Annotated in this window: 13 protein-coding genes; 7 read left to right on the top strand and 6 right to left on the bottom strand. The window is 67.8% G+C overall.

Going from position 1 to position 15,414, the window contains the following annotated elements; translation table 11 throughout:
• The first annotated feature begins 251 nt into the window (after positions 1-251).
• Positions 252-1,964, top strand: a complete 1,713-nt coding sequence (locus tag ACL03I_RS07040) for an acyl-CoA dehydrogenase family protein (RefSeq protein ID WP_412805438.1) — start codon at positions 252-254, stop codon at positions 1,962-1,964.
• Between the two features lie 260 nt (positions 1,965-2,224).
• On the opposite strand, the gene ACL03I_RS07045 is transcribed toward ACL03I_RS07040, so the two are convergent.
• Positions 2,225-3,121 (bottom strand): SDR family oxidoreductase, encoded by an 897-nt coding sequence (locus tag ACL03I_RS07045; RefSeq protein ID WP_412805439.1) that lies wholly within the window; start codon positions 3,119-3,121, stop codon positions 2,225-2,227.
• A 134-nt stretch (positions 3,122-3,255) separates the two neighbouring features.
• Here ACL03I_RS07045 and ACL03I_RS07050 point away from each other — a divergent pair, with 134 nt between their 5' ends.
• Together ACL03I_RS07050 and ACL03I_RS07055 are read left to right on the top strand one after the other, a co-directional pair.
• Positions 3,256-3,900, top strand: a complete 645-nt coding sequence (locus ACL03I_RS07050) for a TetR family transcriptional regulator (protein WP_412805440.1) — start codon at positions 3,256-3,258, stop codon at positions 3,898-3,900.
• Between the two features lie 244 nt (positions 3,901-4,144).
• Positions 4,145-5,374, top strand: a complete 1,230-nt coding sequence (locus tag ACL03I_RS07055; protein WP_412805441.1) for an erythromycin esterase family protein — start codon at positions 4,145-4,147, stop codon at positions 5,372-5,374.
• Positions 5,375-5,492: 118 nt separating this feature from the next.
• Here ACL03I_RS07055 and ACL03I_RS07060 read toward each other — a convergent pair whose 3' ends face one another.
• Entirely contained in the window at positions 5,493-5,813 is a 321-nt protein-coding gene (locus ACL03I_RS07060; RefSeq protein ID WP_412805442.1) for a TetR-like C-terminal domain-containing protein, read from the bottom strand.
• Here ACL03I_RS07060 and ACL03I_RS07065 point away from each other — a divergent pair.
• The 4 genes from ACL03I_RS07065 (at position 5,804) to ACL03I_RS07080 (ending at position 10,776) form a co-directional block, all read left to right on the top strand.
• On the top strand, positions 5,804-6,958 hold the full coding sequence (locus tag ACL03I_RS07065) for a hypothetical protein (RefSeq protein ID WP_412805443.1): 1,155 nt from the start codon (positions 5,804-5,806) through the stop codon (positions 6,956-6,958). The two genes, ACL03I_RS07060 and ACL03I_RS07065, sit on opposite strands and share 10 nt — an antisense overlap.
• A gap of 86 nt (positions 6,959-7,044) precedes the next feature.
• On the top strand, positions 7,045-7,887 hold the full coding sequence (locus ACL03I_RS07070) for a dienelactone hydrolase family protein (protein WP_355074216.1): 843 nt from the start codon (positions 7,045-7,047) through the stop codon (positions 7,885-7,887).
• 105 nt (positions 7,888-7,992) lie between these two features.
• The gene (locus ACL03I_RS07075; protein WP_412805444.1) at positions 7,993-9,219 is read left to right on the top strand and encodes a thiolase family protein; all 1,227 of its coding nucleotides are present in this window, start codon (positions 7,993-7,995) and stop codon (positions 9,217-9,219) included.
• Positions 9,220-9,222: 3 nt separating this feature from the next.
• A complete protein-coding gene (locus ACL03I_RS07080) occupies positions 9,223-10,776 on the top strand; it encodes a class I adenylate-forming enzyme family protein (RefSeq protein WP_412805445.1) in 1,554 nt (517 codons plus the stop codon).
• A gap of 72 nt (positions 10,777-10,848) precedes the next feature.
• Here the strand turns inward: ACL03I_RS07080 and ACL03I_RS07085 are convergent, their stop codons facing one another.
• The 4 genes from ACL03I_RS07085 to ACL03I_RS07100 all read right to left on the bottom strand — a co-directional run bounded on the left by ACL03I_RS07085 (position 10,849) and on the right by ACL03I_RS07100 (position 15,393).
• Positions 10,849-12,135, bottom strand: a complete 1,287-nt coding sequence (locus ACL03I_RS07085) for a uracil-xanthine permease family protein (protein WP_379253663.1) — start codon at positions 12,133-12,135, stop codon at positions 10,849-10,851.
• A 309-nt stretch (positions 12,136-12,444) separates the two neighbouring features.
• Positions 12,445-13,770: a UDP-glucose dehydrogenase family protein gene (locus ACL03I_RS07090; protein ID WP_412805446.1), complete on the bottom strand. Its 1,326-nt coding sequence runs from the start codon at positions 13,768-13,770 to the stop codon at positions 12,445-12,447.
• Entirely contained in the window at positions 13,763-14,713 is a 951-nt protein-coding gene (locus ACL03I_RS07095; protein WP_412805447.1) for a glycosyltransferase family 9 protein, read from the bottom strand. Before ACL03I_RS07095 ends, ACL03I_RS07090 begins: the two co-directional genes overlap by 8 nt.
• Positions 14,704-15,393 (bottom strand): SDR family oxidoreductase, encoded by a 690-nt coding sequence (locus tag ACL03I_RS07100; RefSeq protein ID WP_355074207.1) that lies wholly within the window; start codon positions 15,391-15,393, stop codon positions 14,704-14,706. Before ACL03I_RS07100 ends, ACL03I_RS07095 begins: the two co-directional genes overlap by 10 nt.
• Between the last annotated feature and the right edge of the window lie 21 nt (positions 15,394-15,414).

Raw genomic sequence — 15,414 nt, forward strand, 5'->3', positions numbered from 1 at the left:
CCCTGGCTCAGCGGCGGCAGGCGTGTCGATCCGCTCTGCTGGAAGCGGCACTCGACATGATCGGTGCGTCCGGAGCGGCCGGTGTCACCATGCGCGGCGTCTGCCGGCGGGTGGTCTCACCACGCGGTACTTCTACGAGAAACGCTGACCGCTTACCGTCGCCTGTAACGCGGACCCCCGTCCGATGATTGACGGCAGCTGCCGTCAGTTCTAATGTGATGGCACTTGCCGTCAGTTCGAAAGGTGTCGTCATGGCCCTGTTCAACCCGAAGACCGAGACGTTCGAGGAGTTCGATCCCGCCACGCGGGCTCGGCTGCGGTCGGTGGTCGACTTCTTCGAGCGGAAGGGCAAGCAGGCGCTCACCAGAGACGCGCACCGAGCGGAGTGGTACGAGGACTGGATGCGGTTCCTGGCGGAGAGTCGGATCATCGCCTACATGGCGACCCCGCGGGCGAGTTCGGGCGCGGATCCGGAGAAGCGCTGGGACACCGCGTTCATTTCCCGGTTCAACGAGATCACCGGCTTCTACGGATCGCAGTACTGGTATGCGTGGGGCGTCTCCACGCTCGGCCTCGCCACCATCTGGCAGAGCGCCAACGGCAAAGCGCATCTGCGTGCGGCCGAGGAACTCGACCGCGGCGGGATCATCGGGTTCGGGCTGTCGGAAAAGGACCATGGCGCCGACATCTACGCTACTGATATGCTGCTCTCTCCCGATGGCGCAGGGGGTTTCACCGCCACGGGCAGCAAGTACTACATCGGCAACGGCAACGTGGCCAGGATCGTGCCGACCATCGGCAGGCGCACCGACCTGGAGGGTTCCGACGCGTACGTCTGGTTCATCGCCGACAGCCAGCACCCGAACTACCGGCTGGTCAAGAACGTCATCCACGGGCAGAACTTCGTCTCCGCCTACGACCTGGTGGACTATCCCGTCTCGGCCGACGACGTACTCCACGTAGGCCGCAAGGCGTTCGACTCCGCGCTCGCCGCGGTCAACTGCGGCAAGTTCAACATCGGCATGGTCGCGTTGGGGATCGTGGAGCACTGTTTCTACGAGACGATCAACCACGCCGCCGCCAAGGTCTTGTTCGGGCACCCCGTCACGGACTTCCCGCAGGTGCGCCAGATCCTGAGCGACAGCTACGTGCGCATGACCGCCATGCGGCTCTACCACGAACGAGCGATCGACTACATGCGCTGCTCGACCCCGGAGGACCGCCGCTTCGTGATGTTCAACTCCATCGGCAAGATGAAGGTCACTCGCGAGGCCGAGCGCGTGTTCCATGAACTCTCGGATGTCATCTCCGCCAGAGGATTCGAGAAGGACTCCTACTTCGCGACGGCGCGCGGCACCATCGACTCGATGCCACGGCTGGAGGGCACCGCACACGTCAATATGGCCTTGACGTTGAAATTCATGCCGAACTTCTTGTTCAACCCCGCGGAACTGCCGCCGGTCCCGGTGCGACGGGATCCCGGCGACGACGAGTCGCTGTTCCGGCAACCGGGCGCGGCGGGGTTGGGCGCAGTGCGATTCGCGGATTGGCGGCCGGCGTACGAACGCTATCGGCACCTGCCCAACGTGGCATTGTTCGTCGAGCAAGCCGAGCGCTTCACTCATTTCCCCGTGCAGGCACCGCCTACCCCGGCCCAACTCGAGGATCTGGACTATCAGCTCGCGGTGGGGGAATTGTTCACGCTGCTGCCTTACGGGCAGCTCATCCTGGAACAAGCCGAGATCAAAGGGGCGTCCGAGGACATTGTGGACTCGATCTTCGAGATATTCGTGCGCGACTTCTCCTCGTACGCGCTGGGAGTCTTCTCGAAAGCCTCCTCGACCACCGCTCAACAGGATTGGGCACTGAGCGTGCTGCATAAGCCGATCATCGACGTCCAGCGAACCGCGCGCCTGCACGACGAGGTGATGAGCCACGCGGGCGTGTTCGAAATGAACCCGTAGCCGGCTGCCCCTCCTCGACGGCGCACGCCGTCGCCGTCGCCGTCGCCGTCGAGGACTGTCGAGATTACGCAGGAACCTGTGGTCTCGAGGCGGCGCGGGCCGAGTTCGCGGCCGCACCGGTGCGGACACCGGCCTTTTCTTGTGGTCGCCGAGGCGGTGATCGCCACAGGGCGTGCTGGGTCGGGGAGGCTACCGGTGACCACGATGGAAGGCTGGCCAGTGGAACCGCCCCGGCGACGGCATGAACTTGCGGCGGCCGATCAGTGCGCCGTGTAGGCACCGGCGTCGAGGTCCTCGATGAGGGTCGGTCCGGTAGGTGTCCAGCCCAGCAGCTCTCGCGTCGCCTCGCTGGTTGCCGAGAGGTCCATCGCGAAGAATGCGCCGATCCACCCGAAATGACCTTGGATGTCCTGCGGGGCGATGGAGGTCACGGGCAGGTCCAGTGCTCGGCCGATCGCATCGGCGATCACGCGGCTCGGCACGCCCTCTTCGGCGACGGCGTGCAGGCGAGCTCCCGCCGGGGCCTTGCCGAGGCCGAGCGTGACCAGTCGGGCGGCGTCGGCTCGATGGACCGCGGCCCACCGGTTGGCGCCGTCGCCGGGGTAGCCGGAGACGCCGGTCCGGCGGGCGATCGCGGCGAGGGTCGCGATGAAACCGTGGTCCCCGGCGCCGTGCACGGTTGGCGCGAAACGCAGGCTCACGGTGTGCACGTCGCGGTCGACGTACTCGAGCGCCAAGTTCTCGCTTCCTCCGCGCGGCGAGTCGGGGCCGTGGAACGGAGAAGGGTCGGCCTCCGTCGCGGGCCTGCCCTGGCTGAGGGCGGCGACGCCCGACGCGAGCAGGAAGGGGCGGCCGGTGCCGGCGAGCGCGTCGCCGATGGTCTGAACGGCGGCTCGCTCGGCCGCATTGGAGGCGGCGAGGTCGGACCAATCGTGTTTGTTCGCCAGATGAATGACGGCGTCGGCCGCCTCGGCTCCGGAGCGGATGCTGTCGAGGTCGTCCAGGTCGCCGCGGCGGACCTGGGCGCCTTTGGCCTCGAGGGCTGCGGCGGATCCGTCGGATCTGGCCAGTCCGGTGACCTCGTGGCCGTCGGCGAGCAGGTCGGCGACGGTGCCCGAGCCGATCCATCCAGAGGCTCCGGTGACGAAAACATGCATGACGTGAACTCCTTCGTCCACTCCGCCGCTGAAGCGGGGAGCGATCCCTACGAGGTGATGTCTGTGACTGACGTCAGTCACAGACATCACCTTACGCCTTCATGTCAGTAGCTGTCATCACTACACTTGGCGACATGGCACGTTGGGAACCTGGGGCCGCGGAGCGGCTGCGGCAGGCCGCGCTCGAACTGTTCGCCACCCGGGGCTTCGAACAGACCACCGCCACGGAGATCGCGCAGTCCGCCGGCCTGACCGAACGCACGTTCTTCCGTCACTTCAGTGACAAGCGGGAGGTTCTCTTCCGCGGACAGGGCTTACTGGTCGAAGCGTTCGTCACCGGCGTGGACGCCGCACCCCCGGACACCTCCGCGATCGACATCGTCGCCTCCGCGCTGCAGTCCGTAGCGTCGTTCTTTCCCGACGAACGCCGGTCGGACTCCCGTACGCGACAATTCGTGATCGACCAGAACCCCGCACTACAGGAACGCGAGCGGCACAAGCTCGCAGGTCTCGCCACGACGGTCGCCGACGCCCTGCGCGCGCGAGGCGTCGACGACCTCGCCGCGAGGCTGGCGGCGGAGTCGTGCATCACGGTGTTCGGGATCGCTTTCACGCAATGGATTCGCGAAGACGAGCAGCGGTCGCTCGCCGAGATAGCAGCCGATGTGTTCGGCGAGTTGCTGACCCTCGCCGGAAAAGCGACAGCGCATCGCGCGACGCCCGCGGATCGCGCCGCCGGGCAATCTCGAGAAACTGTCGCCGCCCGCCATCGCTCATGACGCCGATGATGCTCGGCTCACTCGATCGGCCCTTCCTGCGCTCCGGCGCGGCCGACCTCATCGCGGCGCGTCGGTCGCGGTAGGCGGGGGCGGACGGGCTCGGTGACCGCGATTCGGCAATTGACATCCGCCCCATCCCGAAAGTACCTTTGCGAGCAAAGATAAATGTCTTTGGTATCAAAGGCATTGTCGAGAGCGCTCCGCCGCGCCAGGTCCGGCGGGCCCGTTCGCCGAGGAGCAGACCATGTCGGATGAGACGCACGACTCCGCGCACGTGACGCGTTGGATCCGCGACTGCGCCCGCCCCCTCGCCACGCTCGACGCCGATGGATCGCTCATGGACTTGGCGGCGTTGGCCGACCGGGCTGACGGCACGGTCGTCGTCGGAGTCGGCGCGACGACCCGCGCGGGGCACGAACTGTCCGTGACCGCACACCGGATATTGCGACTGTTCGTGGAAACTCTAGGTTTTCGGGCGCTCGCCCTGCTCGATGACGAATCCGTCGTGGCGGCCATGGACGAATACGCGCGGACGGGTGCCGGGGACGTGCGGGCGATTCTGGGCGATGCGTGGGTGCCGTGGCGCACCGCCGAGACAATCGCGGTTCTGGAGTGGGCGCGCGAGTTCAATCGTGCGCATCCGCACGATCCGGTACGCCTGTTCGGCCTGGCTCCCGAGGCCGCCAAACCGGCGCACTACGAGCGCGTGACTAGGTTCGTGGAAAAAGTTGCGCCGCAAAGGAAGGCGGATCTCGGATCGCACTACGACCCGATTGTGACAGCCCATCGGCTGGGCGAGCACATACAGCGTGCGAACGGCGCCCACCCCGGGCGCCCATTCGCCGACCACGCCCAAGACGCGCTGACGCTGGTCGAGTCGTTGCCGGGCGCCGCAGGCGCACCCGAAGTCCTGGACGCGGCTCGCCTCATCGTGCGGTACCACGAGAGCAGCACCGCCTCGGGTCGCCGTGACTTCGCCGCCGAATCCGTCGATGCCGCTCGCCGCATCGTGGACTGGCACGACCGCACCGGGCACCGGATCGTGTACTGGGAAGGAGTGTCCAACACCGCCGTCGCGCGAGAGCTCACCGTTGCCGCTATGTCACAACGGTTTCCGAACACGGGATCCCTGCTCCGTGACCGCTTCGGAACCGGTTATCTGTCGGTCGCGCTCACCTTTCATCACGGCAACGTCCGCGCCGACCTGGCTGTGCCCGCTCCGGCGGAGGGCTTCGCGGACACTGTGCTCGACCAACCCGAGCTCGGCAGTTACCTGCTCGATCTGCGGACCGCACCCGCGGGCGCGGTTCGGCAATGGCTGCATCGGCCCGCGAAGCTCCGCCTCATCATCGGGACCTACCGCCCTGACCGCGACGTCGATCATCACATCGCCGGTGCCGGACTGGGCGACTGGTTCGATGTCGTCCTGCACATCCGGACCATCACCCCGACGCACTCGCTCGCCCAACCGTGACGCATGCGCCCGCCGTCGCGCTCCACGACCCTCGACAAATTACGCCACTCGACTTCGATCGACGGTGGCGCCGCGCACTTCTGACGCGCTCGACGCGGTCCGAGTAGGCGGCGCGCTCTCATTCGCCGCCCTGCCCGACGTGGGGCCGCACGAGGGGCAGGTAGATGGTGTCGATGATCTCGGTGATGGTGCTGTCGGGGATGGTGGTGACGCCGCGGACAAGGTACTCGTTGCGCAGTAGATCGACCGCCACGGTCGCGATTCGCGGCGACAGTGCTTCGGGGCGGGCTTGGCCACGGGCGATGGCGCGACCGAGAATCGTCAGCCATCGGGTGACGCTGGTGTCGAACAGCTGATCTCGAACTTCGCGGAGCAGGTCCGGTTGGCTGTGCATTTCGGTGGCCAGTACGTGCAGTAGGTCTCCCTGTCGTGACGTCATTCGGTCGGCGGCTCCGAGAGCTCGCCGCGCACCAGCCGGGCCGAATCCGTTTCTGGCAGTGCGAGATCGAGCCATGCCTGCCGTTGTTCTGGGCCGGTACGGCCGGTGACTATGTCGCTCAGCTGCGGGTCTTCCACGAGGCCGTGAAACAGGCGGACCCCGCGGCGCTGGTGGTACTCGGCGCGGCGGTGCCGGGGGCGATGCTGGGCGACGGACCGGCCGGAGCGCACACCTGGGGGCGCTTCTTCGGAGAGGTGCTGCGGGATGGAGCGGAGCATTTCGACGTTTTCGACATCCACCCATACGGCGACCCGTACACCGTCCCGGAACTGGTGCGAGCATGCCGAGCGCAGCTGGCCGCCCACGGATGCGAAAAGCCGGTCGTCGCAAGCGAGCACAGTGGGCCGCTGCCCACGGATTTCCCGGACAATCTGCCGCATCTGGCCGATGTGCTCGCTGTTCATCAGCAGCAGTTCCTCGGGAAGGCTCCTATGCCCGACACCCTCGAAGAGATCGAAGCCACGGCGGACGCGCCGGTGGTCGAGCTCTACCAGCGCATGGCCGAACTGCCGCCCACGTTGCAGATGTTCATGAACGGGTGCGCACCGGAACTGGAGGAACACCGGCACAGGCTGGCCTGCCGGGATGTGGTGGTGCGCACGATGCTCGCGCTCGCCGAGGGCATCCGGCGCAACTTGTACTACCCGATCGCCCCCGAATGGGAGTTCTATCGCGACAGCCGTGCCGCGGGTGCGCTGATGTTCGGCAAACTCCAGCTTCTGGACAGTGCGGGCGGAACCATCGGTCGGCGGCATCCGGCCGCCGACACGTTCGAGTTGATGGCACGCCTGCTCGACGGCGCCACCCGGGTTCGGCGGATCACCGTCACCGATCGTCCCGACTTGTACTTGTTCGAAGCCGAGCGGAATCAGGGTACTCCGGCGCTGGTCGTCTGGGAGCGGCGCGGCATCGCCGATCAGGATGATTCACCGAACGAATTCGTCTGCGACTGGCCGTTTCTCCGGGCGCATGTAGTGGATGCGCACGGTGCTCGGGTGCCGGTCGACATCGCTGGGGGAGTGCTTCGGGTCCCGGTCTCGTCGACGCCGCTGTTCATCGACGGCGCTGTCGAGGGACAGCGGTGACTCCGGGCGCATCGGGGAACATTTTTCCTATAACCGGCGAGTCCTGCCGGTCGATAGTGAGGGCCCGTTCACGAGAAGGGCTACACATGAGCGACGACGATCTTCATGACTTCGAGCGCGATTCGTTCACCTACGACGGCAAGACCCGCGCACTTTTCCGCCAAGGCGCCGGTCCCGCCGTAATCGTCATGGCGGAATTCCCGGGCATCTCACCCGAGGTGTTCGACTTCGCCCGCCGCGTCGCGGGTTTGGGGTGCACGGCGGTGGTGCCGCACCTGTACGGCAACCCGGGTCGTGACCCCAGCCCCGCCGCGCACGGGCTGGTCTCCGCGTTGGCGAACGTCGCCGGTCAGCTCGGGCCGATCTGCGTCAGCCGGGAGTTCGTGGTGCTGGCCACCGGCCGCACCTCACCGGTCGTGCACTGGCTGCGTGCGCTGGCCGAACACGAGCACCGCCGCTGCGGCGGACCGGGTGTCGGTGCCGTCGGGATGTGCTTCACCGGTGGATTCGCCCTCGCCATGGCGGTCGACGACCGTCTGATCGCGCCCGTACTGTCCCAGCCGGGGCTGCCGCTGGGTTTCACCTCGCGACAGAAATACTCCATCGACCTGTCCGCTTCGGACCTCGCCCGCGTCAAACAACGTTGCGCCGACGGACTTTCGGTCATGGGCTTGCGATTCTGCGGTGATCGACGTTCTCCGGCCGAACGATTCGACTTCCTGCGCGACCAACTCGGCGAGGCGTTCATCGCGATCGAACTAGACGACGCCGCGGCCAACCCGGACGCCGTGCTCGATCCCCACTCGGTCCTGACCGAACACCTCATCGACGAACCGGGCCAACCTACCCAGGCCGCCCTACACCGAGTACTGGATTTCCTCGGCAGTCGACTCCTGGCGGATCACCAGCCGATCGGTGAGCGCCCTTAGCGACGACTCCTGTCGTTCCGCGAGGTCGATGCGACTCCGCACCGCCTTCGGCGCGGGCCGGCGTCGATCGGACCGCATCGACGACTTCGAATCGAAAGGAAAATCATGACAACCCCCGTCTGGGTCGCCGGTGTCGGAATGACGCCGTTCGGCAGACACCACGGAAAGAGCGTCAACGATCTCACCCGCTGGGCCGTCACCGACGCGTTGCGGGACTGCGGTGCCTCCGCCGACGCACTCGACGCCGCGTTCTTCGGTACCGCCACGCAAGGTGCGCTCGAGGGCCAGCACATGATCGCGGGGCAGATCGCCTTGCGGGCCTCGGGTATTCAGCGCATTCCGATCGTGAACGTCGAGAACGCCTGCGCTACGGGCGCCTCCGCGTTCGCGCTCGCGGTGGATCGGATCCGGTCGGGGGCCGCTGATGTCGCGCTGGCCGTCGGCGTGGAGCGCATGCACGTCGACGACCCCGAACGAACCATGGCGGTGTTCGACAGCGCCTACGACGTGTCCGATCCCGCCGCGCTCGAGCGCGTCCTGCTGGAGGTGGGTGGTGACGTCGACGACCACGACCTGGGGCGCCGCTCGGTCTTCATGGACATCTACGCGGCTATCGCTCGCAACCACATGCGTCTGCACGGCACGACCCAGGAACAGATCGCCGCGGTAGCGGCCAAGAATCACGACCATGCGGCCGACAACCCGCGCGCGCATTACCGCAAGCCGATGACCGTGGCGGACGTACTCGCGGGGCGGCAGCTGTCGTACCCGCTCACCGTCCCGATGTGCGCGCCGATCACCGACGGCGCGGCCGCGGTGATCGTGTGCAGCGAGGCCGGGCTCCGGCGGCTCGGCGCGCCGAAATCGGTGCAGGTTCTCGCCGCCGTCCTCGGCAGCGGAGCGGACCGCGACGCGACGACGTTCGAGGGACACCCGAGCCGTACGGTATCCGCACGCGCCTACGAACTGGCAGGAGCCGGTCCGGAGGACATCGACGTGGCCGAGGTTCACGATGCCACGGCATTCGGCGAGATCCTGCAGACCGAGTTGCTCGGCCTCGTTCCGCTCGGTGCGGGTGGACCGGCGGCGCTGCGCGGTGAGACCACGCTCGGGGGCAGGATTCCGGTGAATCCCTCCGGCGGCCTGGAATCCAAGGGGCATCCCCTCGGGGCGAGTGGGCTCGGCCAGATCTTCGAGCTCACGGAACAATTGCGCGGCAACGCCGGTCCGCGTCAGGTGGACGGGGCGCGAATCGCGTTGGCGGAGAACGGCGGTGGTTTCCACCGCGGCGACGAAGCGGTCACCGCCGTCATCGTGCTGGGAAGGGTGTGAGACATGGCCATCATCGATTTCTTCGATCGAGGGCGGGCGATCAATCCGGCGGGCGTCGCCTACCGGACCGACGACGAGGTCTGGACTTTCGACGAAGCCGGTGCGCTGTCGTGCCGAATCGCCCATGCGCTACTGAGCGCCGGCATGCGGCGCGAATCGAAAATCGCCGTGCTGTCGCCGAACTCACCGCTGGCGTGGATCTGCGTACTCGGCGCATGGCGCGCGGGCGCGGCGTGGGTCCCGCTGAACCCGGCCCATCCGGTGAGCGAGAACATCCGGCTGTTGCGGCGCTTCGACGTGGAAGTGTTGTTCTACCACCCTGCTCTCGCCGACCAGGTAGCGGAACTGAAGACGGCAGCACCCGAGGTCGGCGTATACATCGCGTTGGCGGCAGGGACCGACGATGTGACCCTGCGGGACTGGACCGCCCAGCATCCCACCGCGCCACCGCGGGTCGGCTACGCCATGGACGATGTGGTCGCCGTGGCGCCGACCGGCGGAACGACCGGTGCACCCAAGGGCGTCATGAATACGCACCGCAGTCTGTCGGCGATGGTGACCCACCAGATGATGGCGCTGGTCCATCCGGCGGGCGCACCCATCGTCAACCTGGCCGCGGCCCCGATGACGCACACGGCCGGGCTGTTCAGCCTGCAGGCCACCGCACGCGGGGGCGCAGTCGTCATCATCCCGCGCGCGACACCGGAGCGGGTCCTCGATGCCATCGAGCGGCACCGCGTCACGGATCTGTTCCTTCCGCCGACGGTGATCTACCGCTTGCTCGAGGCGCTGCGGCAGCGGACTGCCGACACCTCGTCCCTGCGCTACCTGACCTACGGCGCGGCGCCGATGTCGACCGAGAAACTCCGCGCCGGAATCGAGCGGCTCGGGCCGGTCTTCCTGGAAGGCTACGGGCAAATGGAAGCCCCCGCGGCGATCTCGTTCCTGCGGCCCGACGAGCACCTGATCGACGGACGGGTTGCGCCCGAGCACCGACTCCGTTCGTGCGGACGACCCTATCCGCTGGCCACGGTGGCGATTCTGGACGAGTCCGAGGCGGAGGTGGCCGCGGGTGTGACCGGCGAGATCTGTGTCCGGGGTGATCTCGTGATGAAGGGCTACTACAAGGATCCCGAACACACCGCGGAGACCATTGTCGACGGATGGCTGCACACCGGCGACCTGGGGCATCGCGACGCGGAAGGCTACCTCCACATCACCGACCGGAAGAAGGACCTCATCATCTCTGGCGGTTTCAACGTCTTTCCCGGCGAGGTCGAGCAGGTGATCTGGAGCCACCCCGCCGTGCGGGATTGCGCGGTGGTCGGCGCCCCGCATCCCGACTGGGGTGAGGTCGTGACCGCTGTGGTCGAACTCGAGGCGGGGCAGACCGTTGGCGAGGCGGAGCTGATCGCCCGGTGCCGCGAGCGGCTCGGCCCGGTGCGGGCGCCCAAGGCGGTCGTCTTCGTCGACCAGCTCCCTCGCAGCGTCAATGGCAAGGTCTTGAAGAAGGAAGTGCGGGAGCGATTTTGGGCCGACCGCAGCACGAGGATCTGAGGGTCGTACTCGTATTCCTCCAGGTTCCCAGCGCATGGAGCGTCGATCGCTGTTGCCCGGAATCGCCGACGGTCACCGATCCGTCGGTTCCACCGGCTTCCGCACCCCGTGCGCGTTGTCAGGGACGACCGTCCCGCGCCATCCCCCGATGAGCCGCATGGCGTGGTAGATCACCAGCGCGGCGACGGCGCCCAGCGTGATACCGCCGAAGTCGAGTTCGCCTACCACCCATGTGAAGTCGGCGATGCCGATGACCAGCGGGATGGCCGCGGTGAACTGGTTGATCGGCTTGCCGAAGTCCACCCGGTTGCTCACCCAGATGTGCACGCCGAGGATTCCGACCAAGCCGTAGAGTGCCGTCGTCACGCCACCGAGCACCCCGGCCGGGATGGCGGCGATCACGGCTCCCACCTTCGGTGAGAGGCTGAGCGCGATCGCCGCGGCGCCGGCCACCCAGTACGCGGCGGTGGAGTACACCTTCGTCGCGGCCATCACGCCGATGTTCTCCGCGTACGTGGTGGTCGCCGAACCGCCGCCGCTGCCTGCCAGTACGGTCGCCAGACCGTCGGCCGCCAGCGCGCGGCCCATGCGCCGGTCGTAGTCGATACCGGTCATCGTGGTGATCGACTTGACGTGCCCGATGTTCTCCACCACGAGTACCAGGACCACCGGCAGGAACATCGGGATCACCGAGAGGTGGAAGCTCGGTGCGTGGAAGTCGGGCAGCCCCACCCAGGAAGCCTTCCCGATCGCCGCGGTGTCGACCTCGCCGCGGGCGAGCGCGAGCAGATAGCCGAGCACGACACTGGTGACGATCGCCAGCCTGCCGAGCAACCCGCGAAAGAGCACCAGACACAGGATCAGCAGGACGAGCACGACCGTCGCGGTGATCGCGTCCTTCTCGAAATTCGTCTTGGCGGTCGGCGCCAGGTTCAGCCCGATCAGGGCGACGATGGTGCCGGTGACCACCGGCGGCATCAGCGCTTCGATCCAGTGGGTGCCTGCGAAGTGCACCACCGCGCCGATGACGATCAGCACGACGCCCACCACGACGATGCCGCCCAGCGCCGCACCCATTCCGGCGGAGGCGGTGGCCGCGAGGACCGGAGCGATGATCGCGAAACTCGAACCTAGATAGCTCGGCAGCCGGTTGCGGGTGATCACCAGGAACAGCAGGGTGCCGACCCCGGAGAACAGCAGCGTCGTCGACGGTGGGAACCCGGTGAGGACCGGCACCAGGAAGGTGGCGCCGAACATCGCCACCACATGCTGCAATCCGATGCCGATCGTGCGCGGCCAGGTCAATCGCTCGCCGGGCGCGATCACCGCGCCGGTGGCTACCGGAGTCCACCGGAACATCGATCCGGTTCGCGATTCGGGCGTCGTCATGGGAGCAGTGTGCGGCATCGACGGCCGGCGCGCTGTGCCGGACTCCTCGGCCGAGATATCGCATGCTGTCGTGCCGCGCGTCGACCTCGTCCTGTGCCCCGTAGGCGTGGGCGCCGGACGGTGCCGAAGTCGTCGCCCACGCCTTCGCGGTGTAGCCCGGCTGCACCAGCCAGGCGGGGGTGCGGGCGTAACCGACGCCGGACGGCGTTCCGGTGGCCAGCAGGTCGCCGGTGCCGAGACCGGCTTCGCGTACTCGACCTGGGCCCTGCACGAGCGTGTCTAAAAGGTCCGTCCGCCGTCGGAAGCGCCGGTGGTGCCGTTGCCCAGCACCGTGAATCCGGTGCGGGTGAGCAGGCGCTCGTCGAGAAGGTTTCTCGTGTCGACGATTACGGGTCGGTCGACGTCGGTCGCGAGTTTCGCCCAGTCGAGCGAACGGAATTCGGGCCACTCGGTGAGGATCACCAGCGCGCCGGCGTCTTTCGCCACGAGGTAGGGGTCGTCCACCACGCGGATGCCGTCCAGACCCGGGGTGCCCGCCGGCACACACGGGTCGTAGGCGGTGACCACGGCGCTGTGCCGGGTCAGCTGCCGCGCGACCGCGACGGCGGGGGAGTCGCGCAGGTCGCCGGTTCCGGCTTTGAACGCGAGGCCGAGCACGCCGATCCGGGTTCCGGCCAGCGAGCCGTCGACCGAATCGGTGACCGCGCGGCGGATCTTGCGCAGCACCATCGCCTGCTGACGGTCGTTGGCCTGCAAGGCATTGCGAACCATGGCGAAGTCCACACCCCGAGCTTCCGCGGCACGCAGGAGCGCGCGCGTGTCCTTGGGCAGGCACGAGCCGCCCCAGCCGGGGCCGGGAGCGAGAAAGGCGGGACCGATCCGGTCGTCCATCCCCATCGCGCCGGTGACCTTGGTGATGTCGGCGCCGACTCGTTCGCACAGTTCGGCCAGTGTGTTGACGAACGAGAGCTTCACCGCGAGAAACGCGTTGCTGGCGTACTTTGCCAGTTCGGCGCTGGCAGAGTCGGAACGCAGCACCGGTGCGCCCGTTCCGGCGTAGAGCGCCGCGACACGGTCGGCCGACTCCCGATCGTGCTCGGCCGCGCCGAGGAGAACCCGGTCGGGGCGCAGGAAATCCTCGACCGCGTGGCCCTCCCGGAGGAATTCGGGGTTGCTGACCACCGCCGTGCCCGCGAGACCGGACAGGGCGGGAATCCGCGCCGCCGTCCCCACCGGGACGGTGGATTTGGTGACGAGCACACAGTCCGGTGGCAGGACAGTGGCCAACGTCCTCAGCGCGTCCTCGAGCACGCCGAGGTCGGCCGTACCGCCGGTGCCCATGGGCGTGGGAAGGCACAACAGGACCACTTCGCATTCGTGCAGCGCCTGCGCGTCCGATGTGAAGACCAGCCGATTTTCCTCCAGTCCCTCTCGAACCAGTTCCGGCAACCCGGGCTCGACGATCGCGACCGCACCCGTACGCAGCGCCGCCACTTTGGCTTCGTCGTTGTCGACGCAGATCACGTGGTGTCCGAGGTGGGCGAGGCATGCGGCGCTGGTGAGACCCACATAACCGGCGCCGACCACGCCGACGCGACTACCCATGGCGGACCCGCTGTCCGAGCAAGTCGGCCGCGACCGTGAGCACATGTTCGGGTCGCACCATGAGCAGGCCCGGATCCGGATAATCGGCGTGCGGGTCGCCGACCGTCCCGGCCCACAGCGCGATGTGGTGTTCCGCGTCCGGGGGCGGCCCCCACCGGTTCGGGGGCGTGGGCCCGAACAGCACTACCGACGGTGTGCCGAACGCGGTGGCGAGATGCCCGACGCCGGTGTCACCGCACACGACCAGAGCCGCGTCGGCCACCAGTGCGGCGAGTTCGGTCAGATCGGTGCGTCCCGCGTACACCGCCGAGGGCGGTAGCCCGGCCTTCTCGGCGACCGCGTTGGCCAAGCGCATTTCGTCCCTGCTCCCGGTGATCACCACTCGATGACCGTCGGCGACGAGTTCACGCGCCACTCGCGCGAAGCGTTCGGACGGCCAGCGCCGCGCGGGATACGCCGCGCCGGGATGGATCACGACCGCATTCGATTCGGGGGCGGGTCGCGGTGGGGCCGGCAGCAGCAGTGCGGTTGGATCGGCGTCGATCCCACCGTATTCCAGCAGGCGGCACCAGCGATCCACTTCGTGCACGTCGTCGCGCCACGCGGGGCCGGGCAGGTCGGGAAATTCCGGATTGTGGTGGGTCAGTAGTGCATCGGGGCCTGCCGTCAGCAGATCGCGGATGCTCTCCGGTCCTTTGCCGTGCAGGTTGACCGCGAGACTCGGTGGCGCCGTGGGCCATCGAAGCGCACCAAGTCCCGCCGTCGGCAGCAGTTCGTCGACCGCGTCGATGAGGCCGACGAGGTCACGCAGCACGTCCGGCGCCGCGAGCACCACCCGGTGGCCGGGGTGGGCGCTTCTGATCCCGCGCAAGGCGGGCACGATGGTCAGCAGGTCGCCGAGCCCGAGTGCCCGCAGCACCAGGATCGTGCGCGTCAGGGCCACGATCCCTCTTCCGAGGCGCACACGACCATCTCCCTGACCTCGCAGCCCGGCGGCTGCCGGAGCGCGAAGACCACCGCGTCGGCGACGTCCCGCGGTTGGTTGAGTTTCGCGTCGGGCGGCGGCTTGTACTGCTCGTCGCGGTCGTCGAAGAACGCCGTGTGCATCCCGCCCGGGATGAGCAGGGTCACCCCGACGCTGCCCGCCGTTTCGGCGGCGAGCGCCCTGGTGAAGCCCACGACGCCGAATTTCGAGGCGCAATAGGCGGTCGCGTGACCGACCGCCTTGATGCCCAGGGTGGAAGCACACGTCACGACCGTTCCCTTGCTCTCCCGCAGCGCCGGAAGGGCGGCACGAATCACGGCGGCGGTGCCGAACAGATTGACCTGGACCACGTATTCCCATTTCTTCGTGGGCACTTGGTCCAGTGGGCCGCAGGCGTCGGTCCCCGCCGCGGTGAACACGCCGTCGATCCGGCCCCCCGTGCGCTCGATGATCTCGTGCACGGCCTGTTCGGCGGCGACGGTGTCGGCGAGATCGGCACGCACGAAATCGACGGGTGCCTCGGGCTCCACCCGGTCGATCACATAGGGGCGGCCCCCGTTCGCGCGGACGGCGGCGGTGACCGCCGCGCCGAGCCCGGAAGCGCCACCGGTGATCAGGACATTGCCGAGGGTTCGCATCGCGCTCCTTACGTTCTCGGG

Source organism: Nocardia sichangensis, from assembly GCF_047200615.1.
Taxonomy (GTDB): domain Bacteria; phylum Actinomycetota; class Actinomycetes; order Mycobacteriales; family Mycobacteriaceae; genus Nocardia; species Nocardia sichangensis.

What these genes read in the sequence shown, in the direction of transcription:
- ACL03I_RS07040 (WP_412805438.1), top strand. Translation starts at nt 252, where the DNA reads ATGGCCCTGTTCAACCCGAAGACCGAGACGTTCGAGGAGTTCGATCCC.
- ACL03I_RS07045 (WP_412805439.1), bottom strand. Translation starts at nt 3,121, where the DNA reads ATGCATGTTTTCGTCACCGGAGCCTCTGGATGGATCGGCTCGGGCACC.
- ACL03I_RS07050 (WP_412805440.1), top strand. Translation starts at nt 3,256, where the DNA reads ATGGCACGTTGGGAACCTGGGGCCGCGGAGCGGCTGCGGCAGGCCGCG.
- ACL03I_RS07055 (WP_412805441.1), top strand. Translation starts at nt 4,145, where the DNA reads ATGTCGGATGAGACGCACGACTCCGCGCACGTGACGCGTTGGATCCGC.
- ACL03I_RS07060 (WP_412805442.1), bottom strand. Translation starts at nt 5,813, where the DNA reads ATGACGTCACGACAGGGAGACCTACTGCACGTACTGGCCACCGAAATG.
- ACL03I_RS07070 (WP_355074216.1), top strand. Translation starts at nt 7,045, where the DNA reads ATGAGCGACGACGATCTTCATGACTTCGAGCGCGATTCGTTCACCTAC.
- ACL03I_RS07075 (WP_412805444.1), top strand. Translation starts at nt 7,993, where the DNA reads ATGACAACCCCCGTCTGGGTCGCCGGTGTCGGAATGACGCCGTTCGGC.
- ACL03I_RS07080 (WP_412805445.1), top strand. Translation starts at nt 9,223, where the DNA reads ATGGCCATCATCGATTTCTTCGATCGAGGGCGGGCGATCAATCCGGCG.
- ACL03I_RS07085 (WP_379253663.1), bottom strand. Translation starts at nt 12,135, where the DNA reads ATGTTCCGGTGGACTCCGGTAGCCACCGGCGCGGTGATCGCGCCCGGC.
- ACL03I_RS07090 (WP_412805446.1), bottom strand. Translation starts at nt 13,770, where the DNA reads ATGGGTAGTCGCGTCGGCGTGGTCGGCGCCGGTTATGTGGGTCTCACC.
- ACL03I_RS07100 (WP_355074207.1), bottom strand. Translation starts at nt 15,393, where the DNA reads ATGCGAACCCTCGGCAATGTCCTGATCACCGGTGGCGCTTCCGGGCTC.